The sequence below is a fragment of the Elstera cyanobacteriorum genome (genome assembly GCF_002251735.1).
Classification (GTDB): domain Bacteria; phylum Pseudomonadota; class Alphaproteobacteria; order Elsterales; family Elsteraceae; genus Elstera; species Elstera cyanobacteriorum.
Window position 1 is genome coordinate 135,184 of record NZ_NOXS01000029.1, and the last position, 13,256, is coordinate 148,439.

Annotated in this window: 23 protein-coding genes; 16 read left to right on the plus strand and 7 right to left on the minus strand. The window is 62.3% G+C overall.

From position 1 onward, the window contains the following. Nucleotides 1-20 precede the first annotated feature (20 nt). From CHR90_RS05730 to CHR90_RS05740, 4 genes are read right to left on the minus strand one after another with little or no spacing between them, the layout of a single operon-like run. Nucleotides 21-536, minus strand: a complete 516-nt coding sequence (locus CHR90_RS05730; RefSeq protein ID WP_094408029.1) for a hypothetical protein — start codon at nucleotides 534-536, stop codon at nucleotides 21-23. Nucleotides 537-560: 24 nt separating this feature from the next. Further along, nucleotides 561-740: a hypothetical protein gene (locus CHR90_RS05735; protein WP_094408030.1), complete on the minus strand. Its 180-nt coding sequence runs from the start codon at nucleotides 738-740 to the stop codon at nucleotides 561-563. Then, nucleotides 737-907 carry a hypothetical protein gene (locus tag CHR90_RS19400; RefSeq protein WP_170941303.1) on the minus strand — a complete coding sequence of 57 codons (171 nt, stop codon included), beginning with the start codon at nucleotides 905-907 and terminating at the stop codon, nucleotides 737-739. The genes CHR90_RS05735 and CHR90_RS19400 overlap by 4 nt, the downstream gene beginning before the upstream one ends. After that, nucleotides 904-1,143 carry a hypothetical protein gene (locus CHR90_RS05740; protein WP_094408031.1) on the minus strand — a complete coding sequence of 80 codons (240 nt, stop codon included), beginning with the start codon at nucleotides 1,141-1,143 and terminating at the stop codon, nucleotides 904-906. The genes CHR90_RS19400 and CHR90_RS05740 overlap by 4 nt, the downstream gene beginning before the upstream one ends. A gap of 182 nt (nucleotides 1,144-1,325) precedes the next feature. Between CHR90_RS05740 and CHR90_RS05745 the strand changes: the two genes are divergently transcribed. Beyond that, a complete protein-coding gene (locus CHR90_RS05745; protein WP_094408032.1) occupies nucleotides 1,326-2,198 on the plus strand; it encodes a tellurite resistance TerB family protein in 873 nt (290 codons plus the stop codon). 8 nt (nucleotides 2,199-2,206) lie between these two features. Next, entirely contained in the window at nucleotides 2,207-3,094 is an 888-nt protein-coding gene (locus CHR90_RS19150) for a hypothetical protein (RefSeq protein ID WP_141210882.1), read from the plus strand. On the opposite strand, the gene CHR90_RS05750 is transcribed toward CHR90_RS19150, so the two are convergent. After that, entirely contained in the window at nucleotides 3,083-3,877 is a 795-nt protein-coding gene (locus CHR90_RS05750; protein ID WP_141210883.1) for a LexA family protein, read from the minus strand. The two genes, CHR90_RS19150 and CHR90_RS05750, sit on opposite strands and share 12 nt — an antisense overlap. Nucleotides 3,878-3,964: 87 nt before the next feature. Between CHR90_RS05750 and CHR90_RS05755 the strand changes: the two genes are divergently transcribed. From CHR90_RS05755 to CHR90_RS05780, 6 genes are all read left to right on the plus strand, one after another. Further along, nucleotides 3,965-4,264, plus strand: a complete 300-nt coding sequence (locus tag CHR90_RS05755; protein ID WP_094408034.1) for a hypothetical protein — start codon at nucleotides 3,965-3,967, stop codon at nucleotides 4,262-4,264. 148 nt (nucleotides 4,265-4,412) lie between these two features. Beyond that, on the plus strand, nucleotides 4,413-4,991 hold the full coding sequence (locus tag CHR90_RS05760; RefSeq protein WP_094408035.1) for a hypothetical protein: 579 nt from the start codon (nucleotides 4,413-4,415) through the stop codon (nucleotides 4,989-4,991). A gap of 11 nt (nucleotides 4,992-5,002) precedes the next feature. Then, nucleotides 5,003-5,242, plus strand: coding sequence for a hypothetical protein (locus tag CHR90_RS05765; RefSeq protein ID WP_094408036.1), 240 nt, complete (start codon nucleotides 5,003-5,005; stop codon nucleotides 5,240-5,242). Beyond that, a complete protein-coding gene (locus CHR90_RS05770) occupies nucleotides 5,239-5,496 on the plus strand; it encodes a hypothetical protein (RefSeq protein WP_141210884.1) in 258 nt (85 codons plus the stop codon). Before CHR90_RS05765 ends, CHR90_RS05770 begins: the two co-directional genes overlap by 4 nt. Further along, entirely contained in the window at nucleotides 5,483-5,824 is a 342-nt protein-coding gene (locus tag CHR90_RS05775; protein WP_094408038.1) for a hypothetical protein, read from the plus strand. Before CHR90_RS05770 ends, CHR90_RS05775 begins: the two co-directional genes overlap by 14 nt. Then, a complete protein-coding gene (locus tag CHR90_RS05780; RefSeq protein ID WP_094408039.1) occupies nucleotides 5,821-6,498 on the plus strand; it encodes a hypothetical protein in 678 nt (225 codons plus the stop codon). Before CHR90_RS05775 ends, CHR90_RS05780 begins: the two co-directional genes overlap by 4 nt. A 22-nt stretch (nucleotides 6,499-6,520) precedes the next feature. Here the strand turns inward: CHR90_RS05780 and CHR90_RS05785 are convergent, their stop codons facing one another. Together CHR90_RS05785 and CHR90_RS05790 are read right to left on the minus strand one after the other, a co-directional pair. Further along, on the minus strand, nucleotides 6,521-6,925 hold the full coding sequence (locus tag CHR90_RS05785) for an addiction module antidote protein (RefSeq protein ID WP_094408040.1): 405 nt from the start codon (nucleotides 6,923-6,925) through the stop codon (nucleotides 6,521-6,523). Nucleotides 6,926-6,928: 3 nt separating this feature from the next. Next, a complete protein-coding gene (locus tag CHR90_RS05790) occupies nucleotides 6,929-7,234 on the minus strand; it encodes a type II toxin-antitoxin system RelE/ParE family toxin (RefSeq protein WP_094408041.1) in 306 nt (101 codons plus the stop codon). 80 nt (nucleotides 7,235-7,314) lie between these two features. On the opposite strand from CHR90_RS05790, the gene CHR90_RS05795 reads away from it, so the two are divergent. The 8 genes from CHR90_RS05795 (at nucleotide 7,315) to CHR90_RS05830 (ending at nucleotide 13,233) form a co-directional block, all read left to right on the plus strand. Further along, entirely contained in the window at nucleotides 7,315-8,049 is a 735-nt protein-coding gene (locus CHR90_RS05795; protein ID WP_094408042.1) for a DnaA N-terminal domain-containing protein, read from the plus strand. Next, nucleotides 8,046-8,675 (plus strand): hypothetical protein, encoded by a 630-nt coding sequence (locus tag CHR90_RS05800; RefSeq protein ID WP_094408043.1) that lies wholly within the window; start codon nucleotides 8,046-8,048, stop codon nucleotides 8,673-8,675. Before CHR90_RS05795 ends, CHR90_RS05800 begins: the two co-directional genes overlap by 4 nt. Next, a complete protein-coding gene (locus CHR90_RS05805; protein WP_094408044.1) occupies nucleotides 8,672-9,274 on the plus strand; it encodes a hypothetical protein in 603 nt (200 codons plus the stop codon). The genes CHR90_RS05800 and CHR90_RS05805 overlap by 4 nt, the downstream gene beginning before the upstream one ends. Before the next feature lie 229 nt (nucleotides 9,275-9,503). Further along, on the plus strand, nucleotides 9,504-10,073 hold the full coding sequence (locus CHR90_RS05810) for a terminase small subunit (RefSeq protein ID WP_094408045.1): 570 nt from the start codon (nucleotides 9,504-9,506) through the stop codon (nucleotides 10,071-10,073). 1 nt (nucleotide 10,074) lies between these two features. Beyond that, nucleotides 10,075-12,159, plus strand: a complete 2,085-nt coding sequence (locus CHR90_RS05815) for a terminase gpA endonuclease subunit (protein ID WP_094408046.1) — start codon at nucleotides 10,075-10,077, stop codon at nucleotides 12,157-12,159. Next, nucleotides 12,156-12,431: a hypothetical protein gene (locus CHR90_RS05820; RefSeq protein ID WP_094408047.1), complete on the plus strand. Its 276-nt coding sequence runs from the start codon at nucleotides 12,156-12,158 to the stop codon at nucleotides 12,429-12,431. Before CHR90_RS05815 ends, CHR90_RS05820 begins: the two co-directional genes overlap by 4 nt. After that, nucleotides 12,428-13,024 (plus strand): phage tail protein, encoded by a 597-nt coding sequence (locus CHR90_RS05825; protein WP_094408048.1) that lies wholly within the window; start codon nucleotides 12,428-12,430, stop codon nucleotides 13,022-13,024. Before CHR90_RS05820 ends, CHR90_RS05825 begins: the two co-directional genes overlap by 4 nt. Continuing rightward, complete coding sequence (locus CHR90_RS05830) at nucleotides 13,021-13,233, plus strand: phage head-tail joining protein (protein ID WP_094408049.1); 213 nt, start codon at nucleotides 13,021-13,023, stop codon at nucleotides 13,231-13,233. The genes CHR90_RS05825 and CHR90_RS05830 overlap by 4 nt, the downstream gene beginning before the upstream one ends. The last annotated feature ends 23 nt before the right edge of the window (nucleotides 13,234-13,256 follow it).

The window sequence follows — 13,256 nt, forward strand, 5'->3', positions numbered from 1 at the left end:
GCGGGCCTTTCGGTTAGGGGCTAGGCCCCGGCTGGGGCGGCGGCGCCAACGGGGGCATCGGGCAGCGCCGTATCGGTGGCCGGTTCGGCGGGCGGGGAATGCCGCGCGCAAAACTCGGCCGCTTCCGCCTCGGTCGCAAACACATGCGCTATGCCGATATGCGAAACGCCGTAAATCGCAGGCAAGTACCGCGTGCGCAGAATCCGAATGGGGGTTAGTTCCTTGTATTCCCGCAGCACGGCGTCGGGGGACTGCTCCCAGGGCAGCGTGCTGCGATAGCGGTCGCCCATCCCCTGGGCAAACAAATCCCCCTCATTCAGCCCAATCTGCGGCGCGGGGGCCGGGGCAGCCAGGGCATCGCGGATTTGCCCCATCAGGGTCTGGCAGCCGCGCGCAATTTGGTCGTGCGGCTGCCGCGCTGCCGGGTTATCGGCCAATTCCACCGACGACATCGCGTGATGCGTCGTCGTGACGGCCAGCATTTGGGTGATCTGCCCCAACAAAGCGGCGGGCAGGGTAAAATACTCTTGGCTCATGGGAACCTCGTGGGGCAGCGCGGGTTAGGCGCGGCGTTTTTGGGTGGGGTAAAGGCAGGCCAGCAGCCATTCCAGCGTGCGGATGGGCTGCAGCGGGTCGGGGATCAGCAGCGCCAGGGCGCGGCGGGATGTGGACGCTAAGGCAAGCTGCGTAACGCTTTGCGCCGCTTGCAGCGGGCCGATCAGCCGGGCGAAGGGGTTCATGACCGCCGCCCATAGGCCACGCGAACAATCTCCACCGGGCCAAGGTATCCGCCCGGCGGAAAAAGCTGGATGATCATGGCAACAGTGTCGCCGGAATACAGGGCGGTCGTGCGCCGCAGGTGCGCCCTGATCCGCCGCGTGCCGTGGGTGGCGGCGGGCGGCATCATGCCATGCCGCCCTGCAGCACCCCAAAGCGCGGGCTGCGGCGGTCAAGCGGGCGGGACAGGCGCTTGCGGGCAATCTGCCGCGCTTCCGGCCCGTGGGCGATTAAATCGGCGCGCGACCAGCCGCGTTCGATCAAATCATCGTCGGTGACCACCGCATCATCGCCGCGTGCTGCCAGAACAGACAGCATGTCGCGGGCGATATCGGCGGCGGGGGTGGTGTTGGGGCGATGGGCCATAGGTGGCTCCTCAGCGACCAGAAAAGGGGACAATCTCGAATGTGCCGCCGCAAGGTCAGATGGGCGCGGCGAGTGATATGATTTATGCGGCGTTTACGCCTCATGTCAATGCGAATTTGCGGCTAACACGCCGCATGCGATTCCGGCGCGGCTATGGCAGGCTCTCGTTAAGAGAGAAAAACATGCGCCCTGTGACTGCTATTGTAATCGTTCTGGCCGGTGCCTTTTCGGCCCTCGTGCTGCCCTGGTGGCTGGCGTTGATTTTAACGCTGGGCGCCTTGGGCTGGGCTGGTCGAAAGCCCAAGGGCGCCCGGCCCGGCGCTGGGGCAGAGGGGCGCACGTCCGACCAGGACAAAAAGCAGTATCGCGCGGCCTGCCAGCCCCTAACGGCGGCGGAGTTGGCTCGCTTCGAGCGGTCTTATCTTGTCTGGATGCGCTACACCAATGCGGCGGGGATCGAAAGCACGCGCCGCGTAGCTGTCGCGGGCGCGACCAATGATTATGCCTATGGTCACTGCCTCGAAGCGGGCGATCAACGTCAGTTCCGGTGGGACCGAATGGCCGAATTGGTTGAACTGCAAACGGGCGAAATTCTAACGCCCGGCGCTCCCGAAACCCTCGGGCGGATTGAGGATGTGCGGCGCGGGCCGATCTTCGCCGCGCTGCGTCCGTTGCGCCCGGCGCTGAATGTTCTGGCCTATGTTGCCCGCAGGGATGGGGCGATGCGCAAACCGGAACGCGCTATCATCGTGGCGTTTGCGCAGCAGGACAGCGCCGCGTGCGCCGCCTTGGCGGCTGAAGTGTTGGATGCAGAAATCAAGAAGCTGCCGCCCATCGAGGTTGGGGAGATGCGGTACCACCTCAAGGCGCTGGCTGACCGTCCCGAGGCGTGGCGGGCTGACCTCTGCGCGCTGTGCGTCCGACTAGCGCAGTCGGACAAGGTTCTGCACGATGCAGAGCGGAACACGCTCGCGGATATTCACCGGCGGCTTGGAGTTGAGGTGCCTAAGGGGTTTGTTGGAAACCGTAAATCAAGTGAACAACTTAGCCAGTGAGATTGTAGATGACTGCGAAAGAAAATAAGAACGAATTAAATGAAGGAACCGATAATATTGATGAGAAAAAGAAATGTTTTGTAATTATGCCGATCTCCGATAACAAGGATTATTCTGCTGGTCATTTCGGAAGGGTATATGAGCATCTAATTGCGCCAGCAGTATCGCAATCAGGTTATCTGCCGGTTCGAGCCGACGACTACCAGAGAACGGATTGCATCCCGATAACAATTATTAGGGATATTGTAAATGCTGAGTTGGTTATTTGTGATTTGAGCAGTAAAAATCCGAATGTAATGTATGAACTCGGTATACGTCATGCATTTTCAAGACCTACTGTTTTAATTAAAGATGACAAAACTTCTGAAATATTTGATGTTCAATCGCTTCGATATTTGCAATATGAATCCTCTCTAAGAATAGATTCTGTTCAGAAGTCAATACCAGAGATAGTGTCATTCATTTTAGAAACTGTTTCTGATTTAAAATCAAAGACTAATTCACTTATAGATATAGCGAAAATTTCTCCTGCAACAAGTAGCGATGCTGATCACCTGCCGAAGTTCTCAGAGGATGCCAAGTTTATTCTCATGGAGATGCGCTCTTTATTTGATAAATATCACTATAAAACCTCTGAGTCTGTGAGTGGGTCTCCGATACCAATCCCGCCTAGAATGAATTATAATAGAATCGCGAGAAAGTTTGCCGATACTGGCGCAGTTATCCAGGACGGTGACAGGGTTTATAATGGGAGTGGAAAATTTCTTGGCTATTATTTGAAAACGCAAAGCGAGGCGAGTGGAACTATTCAACTAAAAAACCGTCTTGGCGCGGTTATTTCTTACGCTTTAAATTTTCAACTTTTCAGTAAAGAACGAACAAGTTCAGAAACTTAAACTCGGTTCGACCCGTAACGTCTGAACCACCATCGCCTGAATAAGGATATCAGCTTCGCCCACCTCGTGCATCCATTCACCGGCACTGGGTGGTCCGGGGAGGATGATCGGCGCCTGAAAGGCTGGGTCGGTGGAGCGGGGCCAGAGCAGGTGTTGCCCATCCAGCCCCAGGGCATATTCCTTGATCGTCGCTTCGAAGTCGTTGGTATCGGTCGCGCGCCGCAGGCAGACCACGCGGTCACCCGGTTGCGGCGTGCGGGCCATATCCTCATAGCGGGCGACGATGGCAATCGTACCCTCGGGATAGACCCGGTTCATCGAAGCGCCGATGACCACCAGCCCAAAGCGCGAGAGATTTGGGTAGCGCGACAGGGGCGGGGCGGCAACGAAATACCGGTCTTCTTCCGGCCATTCATAGGCCGAATTCCAATGCCCTGCTTGCACCTCACCCAGCACCGGAATCGGTTGCAGGCTGATCGGCGCGGCTAAGGCGGGCGCGCTGGCGGGGATGTCGCCCGCCATGTCTGGTCCTAAAGCCCCCAGCAGATCGGCAACGGTCACTTTCAGTACCGGGGCCAAGGCTTGCAGCTTATCGATGTGGGGGCGATGCCCGCGCTTAATTTGGCGGACGGCATCCACCTTCAAGCCCGCATTTAGACAGGCTTTCCGTTCACTCAGACCGACCGCCGCCAACCGGTCCCGAATAAACGCCAGCAGGGCAATATTCGGGTGGCCGGGCGGTAGCCCGTCGTCATCGGCGTGATCGGTCTCTGTCTTACGCATGCGGCGAATATGCCGCGATTGCGCCTGAATTTCATGCGGCGTGTTTGCCGTTGACAATGCGGCGTAAACGCCGCTAACGTCACGGGCATGGACTACCGCGATCAACTGCTCACCCTTGTCGATACCTACGGCGCGCGGGTCAACCTCAGCCGGGCGCGCTTGGGGACGATCATCATGAACCAGGGGCGGTTCTTTATCGACCTGTTGCCGAATGCTGAAGGCAAGCGGCGGGCGGTCAGCGTCGATAACTTCCTGAAGATCAAGCGCTGGTTCCGCGATCACTGGCCGGATGATCACCCCTGGCCCCCATCGGTTGACCTGTGGGGCTTGGACGATGCCGCGCCGCCCGCGCGCGATTCGCCGGGGAATGGCGCCGCCGCCGCCTGACCGGCCCGCTGCGGCACACCGAAAACCTGTTCTGCCAAACGCGCGGCATCCCGCGCGGTCAGGCGGATTGTTTGTTTAGGAGGGGTCATGATGCGCACTCGCTCGATCTATCCGGCCCCCAGCCTTGCGCGGCGGGAGGGCTAAACCAATGGGGGCGTTTCCCATCGATTTTCTATCGGCAGGGCAGGGCGTTCACCCGGTGGGGGAACGGATTGCGGCCTGGGTCGATCCTTACCCCGCCAAAGTGCTGGCGGCGCGCTTTGCCGTGTCGGTCAAAACGGCGGAAAGCTGGCGCGCCGGGCATTTTCCGCAAATGCGCCACCTGCTGGCGATGGTGGAGGCGTGGGGGGAAGGCTTTGCCGCCCATGTGTTTGCCCCGGTGCTGGGGGAAGCGCCGCTGGCGCATCGGCTCGACCGGTTGGCGCGGGAACTGACAATCATTCAGGGGGAAGTGGCAGATGGGCTTTCGGCGGTATCGGCTGGCGCGGGCCTGGGGCCATTACCTGCTGGCGTGGCTGCTCAGCCGCCGGGCGCAAGCCCATCTGCGGCGCGCCCGGCATTGGCTGGGGCGTTAAGCGGGCGGGTGGCCTGGGCGGTGCTGGCAGCGGTGCTGCTGTGGCACGGCCTCGATACATCCCCCGATCCGCATGCAATGCGCCCGGTGGCGGCGCGCTTGGTTAAGCCTGCGCCGGTTAAAACCGCGCGCGGGCGGCTTCAATCAATCTAACGGAGGTGCCGATGCTACCGCCTGACCTACAGCAAATTGCCGATATCTGCGCCCTGGGGGCACTGGAACATCGGCTGATCCTAACCCTGGCGCCGCGCGGCAGCGTGGCCGAACACCGCGCGCTGGTAACCACGCTGCAAGACCTGGTCGATCAAGGCTTCTTGATCGATTTGGGGGTGGATGCGGCGGGCCATTGGCTGAAAACCGCCGATGCGGTGTTCGCCGGGGCTTTGGGGAGGGTTGCGGCATGAGTGGGATGAAAGGCATCCCCGGGTTGTACGTTCCCCCGCCGAAACCGCCCGGCCCCTCGCTCACCCTGTCGTCGGTGCGCCCGCCGGATGGCGGCGTTTACCTGCGCCTTGCATGGCCGGGGGCCGATGCGCCGGAAATCCTGATCGGCCTGGGGCTGGTCGCGGCGGCAAGCCTGTCAAACGCCATTGCGGCAGCGGTTATGCAGCAGGCGGCCGACATTCTAACCGGGAAGGCCGATCATGCGCGTGGCTAAAAAGGTGCCGCCGCCGCGCGGGGGCGTGCCGTTGCTGTCGGATCCAGGGTTAACCGCCGATAAGAAAGGCGCGGTAGAAGCGGCAATCGCGTTTTTTCAGCAGCAGGGCGGCAGCGTGCTGCCCGCGCGCGATGATCTGCCGTTCGATCCGGCAGCGGCGGAATTTCGTCTCGTGCTGCCGGGCAATCTGGCGGTCTTGCCCGTCACCCGCATTTCGCTGGTGGAGCGCGCGGTGCGCCGGGTGGGCTTTCTGGCGCGCGAAGCGGCAGGGGCAACCGCGAAACCCAAGCGCCGCCGGGTGCGGGGGAGTGGGGTGGGTGGGCGATGACCGGCGATCTTCTGCCCCTGACCATCGACGGCCAGCCCTTGCCGCTGAAAACCGGCTATTCGGTCGCTACCATGCTCGCGGGCGGGCAGCAGGCGGGGCAAAACCTGCGGCGCCCCGCCGATTACTACCCCACGCCCCCCAAGGCTACGCGGGCGTTCCTGCGGGCCGAAGAAGCGTTTTTGCGCCACTATGACGGGCCGGTGCTGGAACCCTGCTGTGGGGAAGGGCATATGGCGCGGGAAATCGCGGCCTTCCTGGGGTGCCCGGTCCTTTCCAGCGACCTGCGGACGGATACCGGGTTCGGGCAAGGCGGGGTCGATTTCATGCAAACCATCGGCCTGTCGGGGCGGGTGCGGCGGGTGATCACCAATCCGCCCTATGCCGAAGATGCCGATGGCGTGCCGCTGCCCATCAAATTCGCCGTCCACGCCCTGGAACGCCTGGGGGTGGAGTATCTGGCGCTGCTGCTCAAACAATCGTTTTTCAATGCCGAAAACCGGGCGGGCCTGTGGCGCCACCTGCCGCCCGCCCGCCTGCTGCAAACCACCTTTCGGGTGGATTTCAAAGGCAAAGGATCCTCACCGGTCGGCGCGCTATTCGTGATCTGGGACCGGCGCAACGGCTGGGGCGAAGAGCGCTATGACCTGATCAATGAAGGGGGGCTGGTGCGATGACTGGCCCTCGACCATGACCGGCCTAGTCCCCCTCCGGGTTCTTTGCAGTTTCTGCAAAGATCGCTTCTGGCACCAGCCGATAGCCAAGTGCGCGCAGCACTTTCAGCACGGTCGGCAGGCTGGGGCTGCTGCTGGGGCTAAGGGAACGGTAGATCGTCGTCGGGTTAAGCCCGGCGGCGGCGGCAACCTCAGCCATGCCGCGCGCCCGGGCGGCGGCGCCGATGGCGTGGGTAATCAGCTTACCGTCGCCGTCATCTTCCTCAAAAGCCGCTTCCAGCAGCGCGTGAACGCGGGCGGGCGTCGTCAGATAGTCCGCCGGGTCATAGGGCGCGGTTACGATTGTTTGAACGGCGGCGGGCGGGCGTCCGCGCTTGCGGCGGGGCGCGTCAACAGGGGGCGTTTCAGGGGTAAGGGGGGCGGTGGTCATCGTCTAATTCTCCTGCTGCCAAATGTCCCACAATGCCTTGGCGTGGCGGATATCGCGGCTTTGCGTCCGCTTGTCCCCGCCCGCCAACAGCACGATCAGCGTGGTTCCGCGCTTGCCGAAATACACGCGGTAGCCGGGGCCATAGTTGATGCGCAGTTCCGACAGGCCGTTGCCGACCGGCTCCACGTCTCCCGGATTGCCCTGCGTCAAGCGGAACAGCCGGGTTTGAATGCGCGCCAGGGCGCGGTCATCGCTCAGGCTGGTCAGCCAGCGGTCAAACTCGGCAGTGCGGCGCAAGGTGATCGTCATGGGCTGATATTCGCCGTTAGGCGAAAAATCGTCAAGGCACAAATTCGCCGAACGGCGAAAATTGCGGTTAGGGAGGCGGTATGAGCCGCGATAACCCCTGGTTTAAATTCTATCCCGCCGATTGGCGGGCGGATGCGTCCCTGCGCTCCTGCTCTTTGGCAGCGCGGGGGCTTTGGATCGAGATGATCTCGATCATGCATGATGCCACCCCCTACGGTCATTTGACGGTCAACGGACGGCCCGTGACGGTGGCGCAGCTTGCATTACTGACAGGCACTCTCCCCGACCAACTCCCCGATCTGCTTGGCGAGTTGGAAACGGCGGGTGTTTACTCGGTCAACAGCAAGGGCGTCATCTACTCCCGGCGCATGACCCGTGACGCGAAAAAGGCCGGAACAGCCCGTAAAAACGGCAAAGCGGGCGGCAATCCAACTCTTTGTAATTCCAAAGAAAATCCGGCGTCGGATAACCCGGAGGTTAAGCCACCGGATAACCCAGGGGTTAAGCCCCAGAGGCCAGAGGCCAGAAGCCAGAGGGATCATAAGCCCCCTAGGCTTATGATCCCCTCTGGCGGGGCGCACGATCCAAAAATCGACGCGGCGGTAGTGCCGGTTAGCCCCGTGCTGGCCGATGTGCAAAAGCGGATCGGGGATGTTTCCTATCGGTCTTGGTTTGCGAAAGCAGACGTGCGGCAGGATGGGGATGGCATCACCCTTCTGCTGCCCAGCGCCTTCATTCGCGAGTATGTCGAAACCCATTTCCGCCAGCACTTTCCGCCCGCAACGCGGTTCGTTTTCGAAAGGGGGCAAGCATGACAAGCTCGGTTTCCGGGGCGGGCGGGGTGCCTGCCATTCTGCAGCCGTCCGATTTGGGCTGGCGGGCCATCAAGGCCGAAATCGCTGCCCTGGCGCCGCCCGCGCTGCCGTCGCTGCCAGGGGTGCGCGCGCTGGATAGTCTGCGGCTCCGCGATGCCGACGACTGCCGCGCCCTGGCGGCGGCGCTGGATGGTGTTCAGGCGGCGCGGGTCCATGCCCTGCACGGTGCGGTGGTGGCGCGCGGTCTCGACGCGATCCTAGCCGCATGGCCGTCGAAATCCCTGGCCGATGTGGACCGGTACCGGGAAACCTTGGGCGGGCTGCTGTGGGAACACCCCGCCCTGATCTGCGATCAAGCGGTGGATCACCTAACCCGCACGGCAAAGCGCTTTCCGGCCCGGCCCGACTTGGCGCGCGTGCTGAAGGATTGCGCAGCGGATCACGCGGAACTGGCGCGGCTGTGCCGTCTGCACCTCGATGAACACTCCCGCCGCGCCCTGCAGCCGCCGCCGCGCGAAGCGCTGACGGCCGAACAGCGGGAAGCCGATAAGGCGCGCGTGCGGTCGCTGCTGGCGGCGCGGTTCGGTAATGATTTCTTTAAAGCACCGGAAGGGAAGCGGCGATGAAAGACGGGGCGGGGACAGGCAAGCGCGCGCTGCCGATTGAAGACTTGTTAGAATGGGTCTACCGCGTGCAGCGCGCCGATCTCGTGTTAGGGCGGGCCGATAACCGCGAACGCAATTGGCTGGCGGGCGCGGGCATCTCGGCAGATGGGTGCGCAATTGTCGAACGGCAGGGCGTTCTCGGCACGCGGGTTGACGGCGGCGGCTATGCGGCGGCTGACCTGCACCCGGACGCGGAAGCGATCCACGCGCAAATCGGCGTGCTGCTGGCGCGGCGGGCGCTCACCCCCGTTCAAGTCGGGCTGCTGCTCGAATGCGGCAAAACCGGCGGCGTGCCGGAATGGTCGGCGGGCGTGCCGCTGCCGGGGCCGGTTCCGGTCGAAGAAGGGGCGGCGGGATATCTGACAATGGGGGGCAAATTTAATCGCTACTGCCCGATTTCCTGGGAACCGCCTCTTACCCTTGCGGGCGATTTACAAAACGGATACGAATGCTGGTATAAAGCATTGATAATTATATATGAAGTGCTATCGAGTGGGGGCGGTTTGATCGACTATTTGCCCCTCTTTCCAGCCGTCTCAGGAACCCCTTGGGCGGATTGACCACAAAAAAACGCTTGCGCCCATGCTCTCGATTTGACATTGTGTCGGAGGCGAAGAAACCAAAGCCAACCAAACCCTGCTAGCGATAGCGGGGTTTTTCCATTTCAGCCTCCGGGTCCTTCCCGCCAACCCCCCAGGCGCGGGTAACGGGCGACCGCGCGGGGTTTGGGGTTTTGTTTGATTTTTTAGCGTTATGTTGTTGTTCTTGTTTATGTTTTAGGGGGCAGGAATGGGGGAACGGATCGTTAATCGGTCTGAGATGGCCCGCATTCTTGAGGTGTCGGAACCCACGCTGGACCGAATGATGGACCGGGGCCTGCCGGTACTGCAGCGCGGCGGGAACGGGAAGCCCTATCAGTTTGACGTTGAGGCGGTGATCGCCTGGGCGCGCGACGATGCCGAGCGGGAAGAGGCGGCGCGGTCGGCGCGCGAGGCTGATATTAACCAGCTTGCGATGGACCTGAACGGCGGCGCGACCGCTGAGATTGAGGGGGTTAGCCCCGGCCTGTCCGGCAAGGCGCGCATCGATGCGATCAACGCCCTGCTGCTGCAGGACAAGCTGGCGAAACAGCGTGGTGAACTGGTGCCGGTCGAGGATGTGCGCGCCGATTATCAGGCGATGTTCGCCCGCCTGCGGCAGCGGCTGCTGTCGCTGGATACGCTGCTAACACGGTCGGCGGGCTTGACCCCGGCGCAAGCGGCGATTGTGCGACAGGATATGCGCGCGCTGCTGGTCGAGCTTGCTATGCAGATTGCCGACCCGGACCTGCGCCCGGTAGAACCGGAGGAGATGCATTAAGATGGAGCCGATCCGCTACGCCCGACCGGCGGATATCCGCGCCGGTTTGGCGTGGCTGATCAAGCCGCCGGTCGCAATCTCCCTGCCAGAGGCGGCAGAGCGTGTGCGGGTGGTTGATAATCCGTCTGGTGGGTATAGCGGCCCGTGGCGCAATGCGATGGCCCCCTACCTCATGGGGCCGATGGCAAGCCTGGATGATCAATCGTATGGTGAAACGGTTTTCGTCGGTCCCGGCCAATGCGGAAAAACCGAAATCGGCTTAAACTGGCTAACGAAATCGGTGGTCTTTGATCCGGCTGATATGCTGCTGGTCTTGGACGAAAAAGATCAGGCCGAAGACTTTGCGGTGCGTCGTCTAGCACGCTTGGTTTCCGCAACCCGCGAAGTGGGGCAACGGTTAGAAAAATCAAAGCAGCTTCAGTATGAATTTCGCGGGATGCTGGCGACCGTGCTGTGGGCGACTGGTTCAAAAGCCGCGTCAAAGCCGGTTCCGCGCGTTTGGATGTCTGAGCGGGATTCCATGCCTGACGATATGGGCACGGAAGGTGATCCTGTGGACATGTTCGAAGTTCGTGTGGCGAGCTTCGGCGCGGCGGGTAAGCTGTTCATCGAAAGCAGCCCAAAGAAATTAGTGCGCCGGACATCGCAGGCGCGGCTTGCGCTTGAAAGCCGCCACCATGCGCCGCCGACCACCGGCATTCTGGCGCGCTACATGCGCGGCACGATGCGCCGCTTTTATTGGCCGTGCCCGCATTGCGGCGAATGGTTTACCCCGGAGCCTCAAGATTTCTATATCGAGCCGGGCGCGCGCAGCACCGACGAGGTGATCGCCTTCGGCATGCAATGCCCGCACTGCGGGGTGCTGATTGCGGAAGCTGACAAGCCGGGGATGCTGGCGCGGACAATGACCGCCGATGGTTACGGTTGGGTTGCTTGGGGCGAGACCATTAGCCCCGAAGGGCGGATCAGCGGGCGCGCCCCGCGTAGCAAGATTGATAGTTTCTGGCTATCGGGGTTCCAGTCGGCCTTCGTGCCGTGGGAGAAGCTGGCGCGCAAGCAGTTGGCGGCGCAGGAGGATTTTGAACGAACCGGCGATGAAAACGCCTTAAAGACGCACTATCAGCTTCGCCTTGCGGTGCCTTACGAATCGAAGGTCGAAACCGATGGCGGCGTGCTGGATGAGGTAACACTTAAGTCCAGGGCGGAAGATTTCCCGCTGCGGGTTGTGCCGGACGGGGCGCATTTGCTGACCGCTGCGGTCGACGTGCAGGGCAGCAGCTTCGAGGTGATGGTGACGGCCTGGGGCGCCGATCAAGAAAGCTGGATCCTCGACCGCTATCAAATTGCGGTGACGGGGGAGCGGGCGGTTTCCCCCGCGTCCTACCCCGAGGATTGGGATTTGCTGGGGCCGATCTGGACGCGGGCCTACCCGCTGGCGGGCAACCCCGCGCGGGGGCTTACCCCGGCCACGGTGGTGATCGACACGGGCGGCGAGGACGGTGTGTCGAGCAACGCCAAGGCGTTCCGGGCGCGGATGCGGTTGCGCGGCTTTTCTGACAAGCGGGTGATGCTGATTAAGGGCGATCACGGGAAGAACATTCCGCTGATCCGCCCCAGCAATCCCGACCAGCGCCTAACCGCCCAGCGGAATGCGGGCGGCGATACGCGCGTGCTGCTACTGGATGTGGACCGGCTGAAAAGCATCGTCTATGCCCGATTAAAGCGGGAAGAGGCGGGGCCGGGGTTCATTCATCTGTCGCTCGCAGCATCTGATAAGCTATTCGCCGAATTGACCGCCGAACATCAGCGCGGCGGGAAGTGGATACAGACCCGCGTGCGAAACGAGAGTTTCGACCTCGCGGGCTATAACTTGGCGGGACTCTACAATTTAGGCGGAAACCGGTTCGATTGGTCGAACCCGCCCGCTTGGTTATCGGCGTTCGAAACGGACGTTACCCCCGAACCGGCAGCCCTGCCGGAACCGCGCCGGGCGCCGCCGCCAGCGGCACACCGCGCGGGCCGGGTGGTGCAGTCATCGTATCTGCAGCGCAGTGGGCGCACGGGCGTAGGGGCGCGATTTAAATGACATGGACAATCCCTGACTGGGCGGATTTCACCCCGGCGGGGCCGGGGCATATCGCGCTGCTGCGCACCTTGCACACTGCCGAGACGGACGGCATCCCGAACCGGCTGGAGCCGGGGCGGGTGGAGCCGGAAACCCTGCATATCGACGGGCGGCTGTACGGCAATGCCTCGCATCTTGATCCGCTGATCTGGCGGCGGCTGGTGCAGGTGGATCGGGTGGTGGCGATTGGGCCTGTGGTGCGCGTGACGGCGGAAGGGAGGGCGAAGCTATGATGGATGCCAGCATTTCGGTTTCCGGCAACGCGCCGCGTTTGCTGCGCGATCTGGCGGAAAAATTCCCCTTCGCGACGGCCCTTGCCCTAACCCGCACGGCGCAGGCTGGGCAGGCGGCGGTGAAGGACCATATGGCAACCGCCTTTATCCTGCGGAACCGCTTTACGCAGAATCAGGTGCGGATCGCAGCGGCGAAAAAGACCGACCTTGAAAGCGCCGTCTATCTGACGCCGAAGGCCGATTACATGGTGATGCATGAAACCGGCGGCGTCAAAACCCCGACCCGCGCCGCGTCGGTTGCCGTGCCGACCGATCAGACCCGCCGCAATAAGCGCGGGCTGGTGCCGAAATCGGCCAAGCCCCGCCCGTTGCGCGACCAGCGCCGGGTGTTCGTCATGGATCTGAAAAACGGCAGCCGTGCCGTTGCGCGCCGCAAAGGCAAAAAGCGTTTGCCGGTCAGTGTGCTGTATGTGCTGGCCGACGAAGCGAAGATCGCCCCGCGCCTCGACATGCAAAAGATCGTCAGCCGCATCGCTGTGACCGACTTCGGCCCGGAGCTTGAAAAGGCGCTGCTGGCGGAGTTGAAGCGATGACGGGCATCGATCCGGTCCGGCTGGCGGAGGAATATGCGGCGCTGCGCGAGGCGTACATCTCGGGCGTCCGGGTGGTGGAATATGCCGACCGCAAGGTCGAATACCGCAGCCTGACCGAAATCAAACGCCTGATGGACGATCTGCAGCAGCAAATGACCCCGGTGCGCAGCGTTCGCCAGGTGCGGATCAGGACGCGCCGGGGATTTTAGCCCCCTAACGGAGAAACCCCAGA

Bases quoted from the DNA above. Each gene is read 5' to 3' on its own strand.
- CHR90_RS05730 (WP_094408029.1), bottom strand. From the start codon at position 536: ATGAGCCAAGAGTATTTTACCCTGCCCGCCGCTTTGTTGGGGCAGATC.
- CHR90_RS05735 (WP_094408030.1), bottom strand. From the start codon at position 740: ATGAACCCCTTCGCCCGGCTGATCGGCCCGCTGCAAGCGGCGCAAAGC.
- CHR90_RS19400 (WP_170941303.1), bottom strand. From the start codon at position 907: ATGATGCCGCCCGCCGCCACCCACGGCACGCGGCGGATCAGGGCGCAC.
- CHR90_RS05740 (WP_094408031.1), bottom strand. From the start codon at position 1,143: ATGGCCCATCGCCCCAACACCACCCCCGCCGCCGATATCGCCCGCGAC.
- CHR90_RS05745 (WP_094408032.1), top strand. From the start codon at position 1,326: ATGCGCCCTGTGACTGCTATTGTAATCGTTCTGGCCGGTGCCTTTTCG.
- CHR90_RS19150 (WP_141210882.1), top strand. From the start codon at position 2,207: ATGACTGCGAAAGAAAATAAGAACGAATTAAATGAAGGAACCGATAAT.
- CHR90_RS05750 (WP_141210883.1), bottom strand. From the start codon at position 3,877: ATGCGTAAGACAGAGACCGATCACGCCGATGACGACGGGCTACCGCCC.
- CHR90_RS05755 (WP_094408034.1), top strand. From the start codon at position 3,965: ATGGACTACCGCGATCAACTGCTCACCCTTGTCGATACCTACGGCGCG.
- CHR90_RS05760 (WP_094408035.1), top strand. From the start codon at position 4,413: ATGGGGGCGTTTCCCATCGATTTTCTATCGGCAGGGCAGGGCGTTCAC.
- CHR90_RS05765 (WP_094408036.1), top strand. From the start codon at position 5,003: ATGCTACCGCCTGACCTACAGCAAATTGCCGATATCTGCGCCCTGGGG.
- CHR90_RS05770 (WP_141210884.1), top strand. From the start codon at position 5,239: ATGAGTGGGATGAAAGGCATCCCCGGGTTGTACGTTCCCCCGCCGAAA.
- CHR90_RS05775 (WP_094408038.1), top strand. From the start codon at position 5,483: ATGCGCGTGGCTAAAAAGGTGCCGCCGCCGCGCGGGGGCGTGCCGTTG.
- CHR90_RS05780 (WP_094408039.1), top strand. From the start codon at position 5,821: ATGACCGGCGATCTTCTGCCCCTGACCATCGACGGCCAGCCCTTGCCG.
- CHR90_RS05785 (WP_094408040.1), bottom strand. From the start codon at position 6,925: ATGACCACCGCCCCCCTTACCCCTGAAACGCCCCCTGTTGACGCGCCC.
- CHR90_RS05790 (WP_094408041.1), bottom strand. From the start codon at position 7,234: ATGACGATCACCTTGCGCCGCACTGCCGAGTTTGACCGCTGGCTGACC.
- CHR90_RS05795 (WP_094408042.1), top strand. From the start codon at position 7,315: ATGAGCCGCGATAACCCCTGGTTTAAATTCTATCCCGCCGATTGGCGG.
- CHR90_RS05800 (WP_094408043.1), top strand. From the start codon at position 8,046: ATGACAAGCTCGGTTTCCGGGGCGGGCGGGGTGCCTGCCATTCTGCAG.
- CHR90_RS05805 (WP_094408044.1), top strand. From the start codon at position 8,672: ATGAAAGACGGGGCGGGGACAGGCAAGCGCGCGCTGCCGATTGAAGAC.
- CHR90_RS05810 (WP_094408045.1), top strand. From the start codon at position 9,504: ATGGGGGAACGGATCGTTAATCGGTCTGAGATGGCCCGCATTCTTGAG.
- CHR90_RS05815 (WP_094408046.1), top strand. From the start codon at position 10,075: ATGGAGCCGATCCGCTACGCCCGACCGGCGGATATCCGCGCCGGTTTG.
- CHR90_RS05820 (WP_094408047.1), top strand. From the start codon at position 12,156: ATGACATGGACAATCCCTGACTGGGCGGATTTCACCCCGGCGGGGCCG.
- CHR90_RS05825 (WP_094408048.1), top strand. From the start codon at position 12,428: ATGATGGATGCCAGCATTTCGGTTTCCGGCAACGCGCCGCGTTTGCTG.
- CHR90_RS05830 (WP_094408049.1), top strand. From the start codon at position 13,021: ATGACGGGCATCGATCCGGTCCGGCTGGCGGAGGAATATGCGGCGCTG.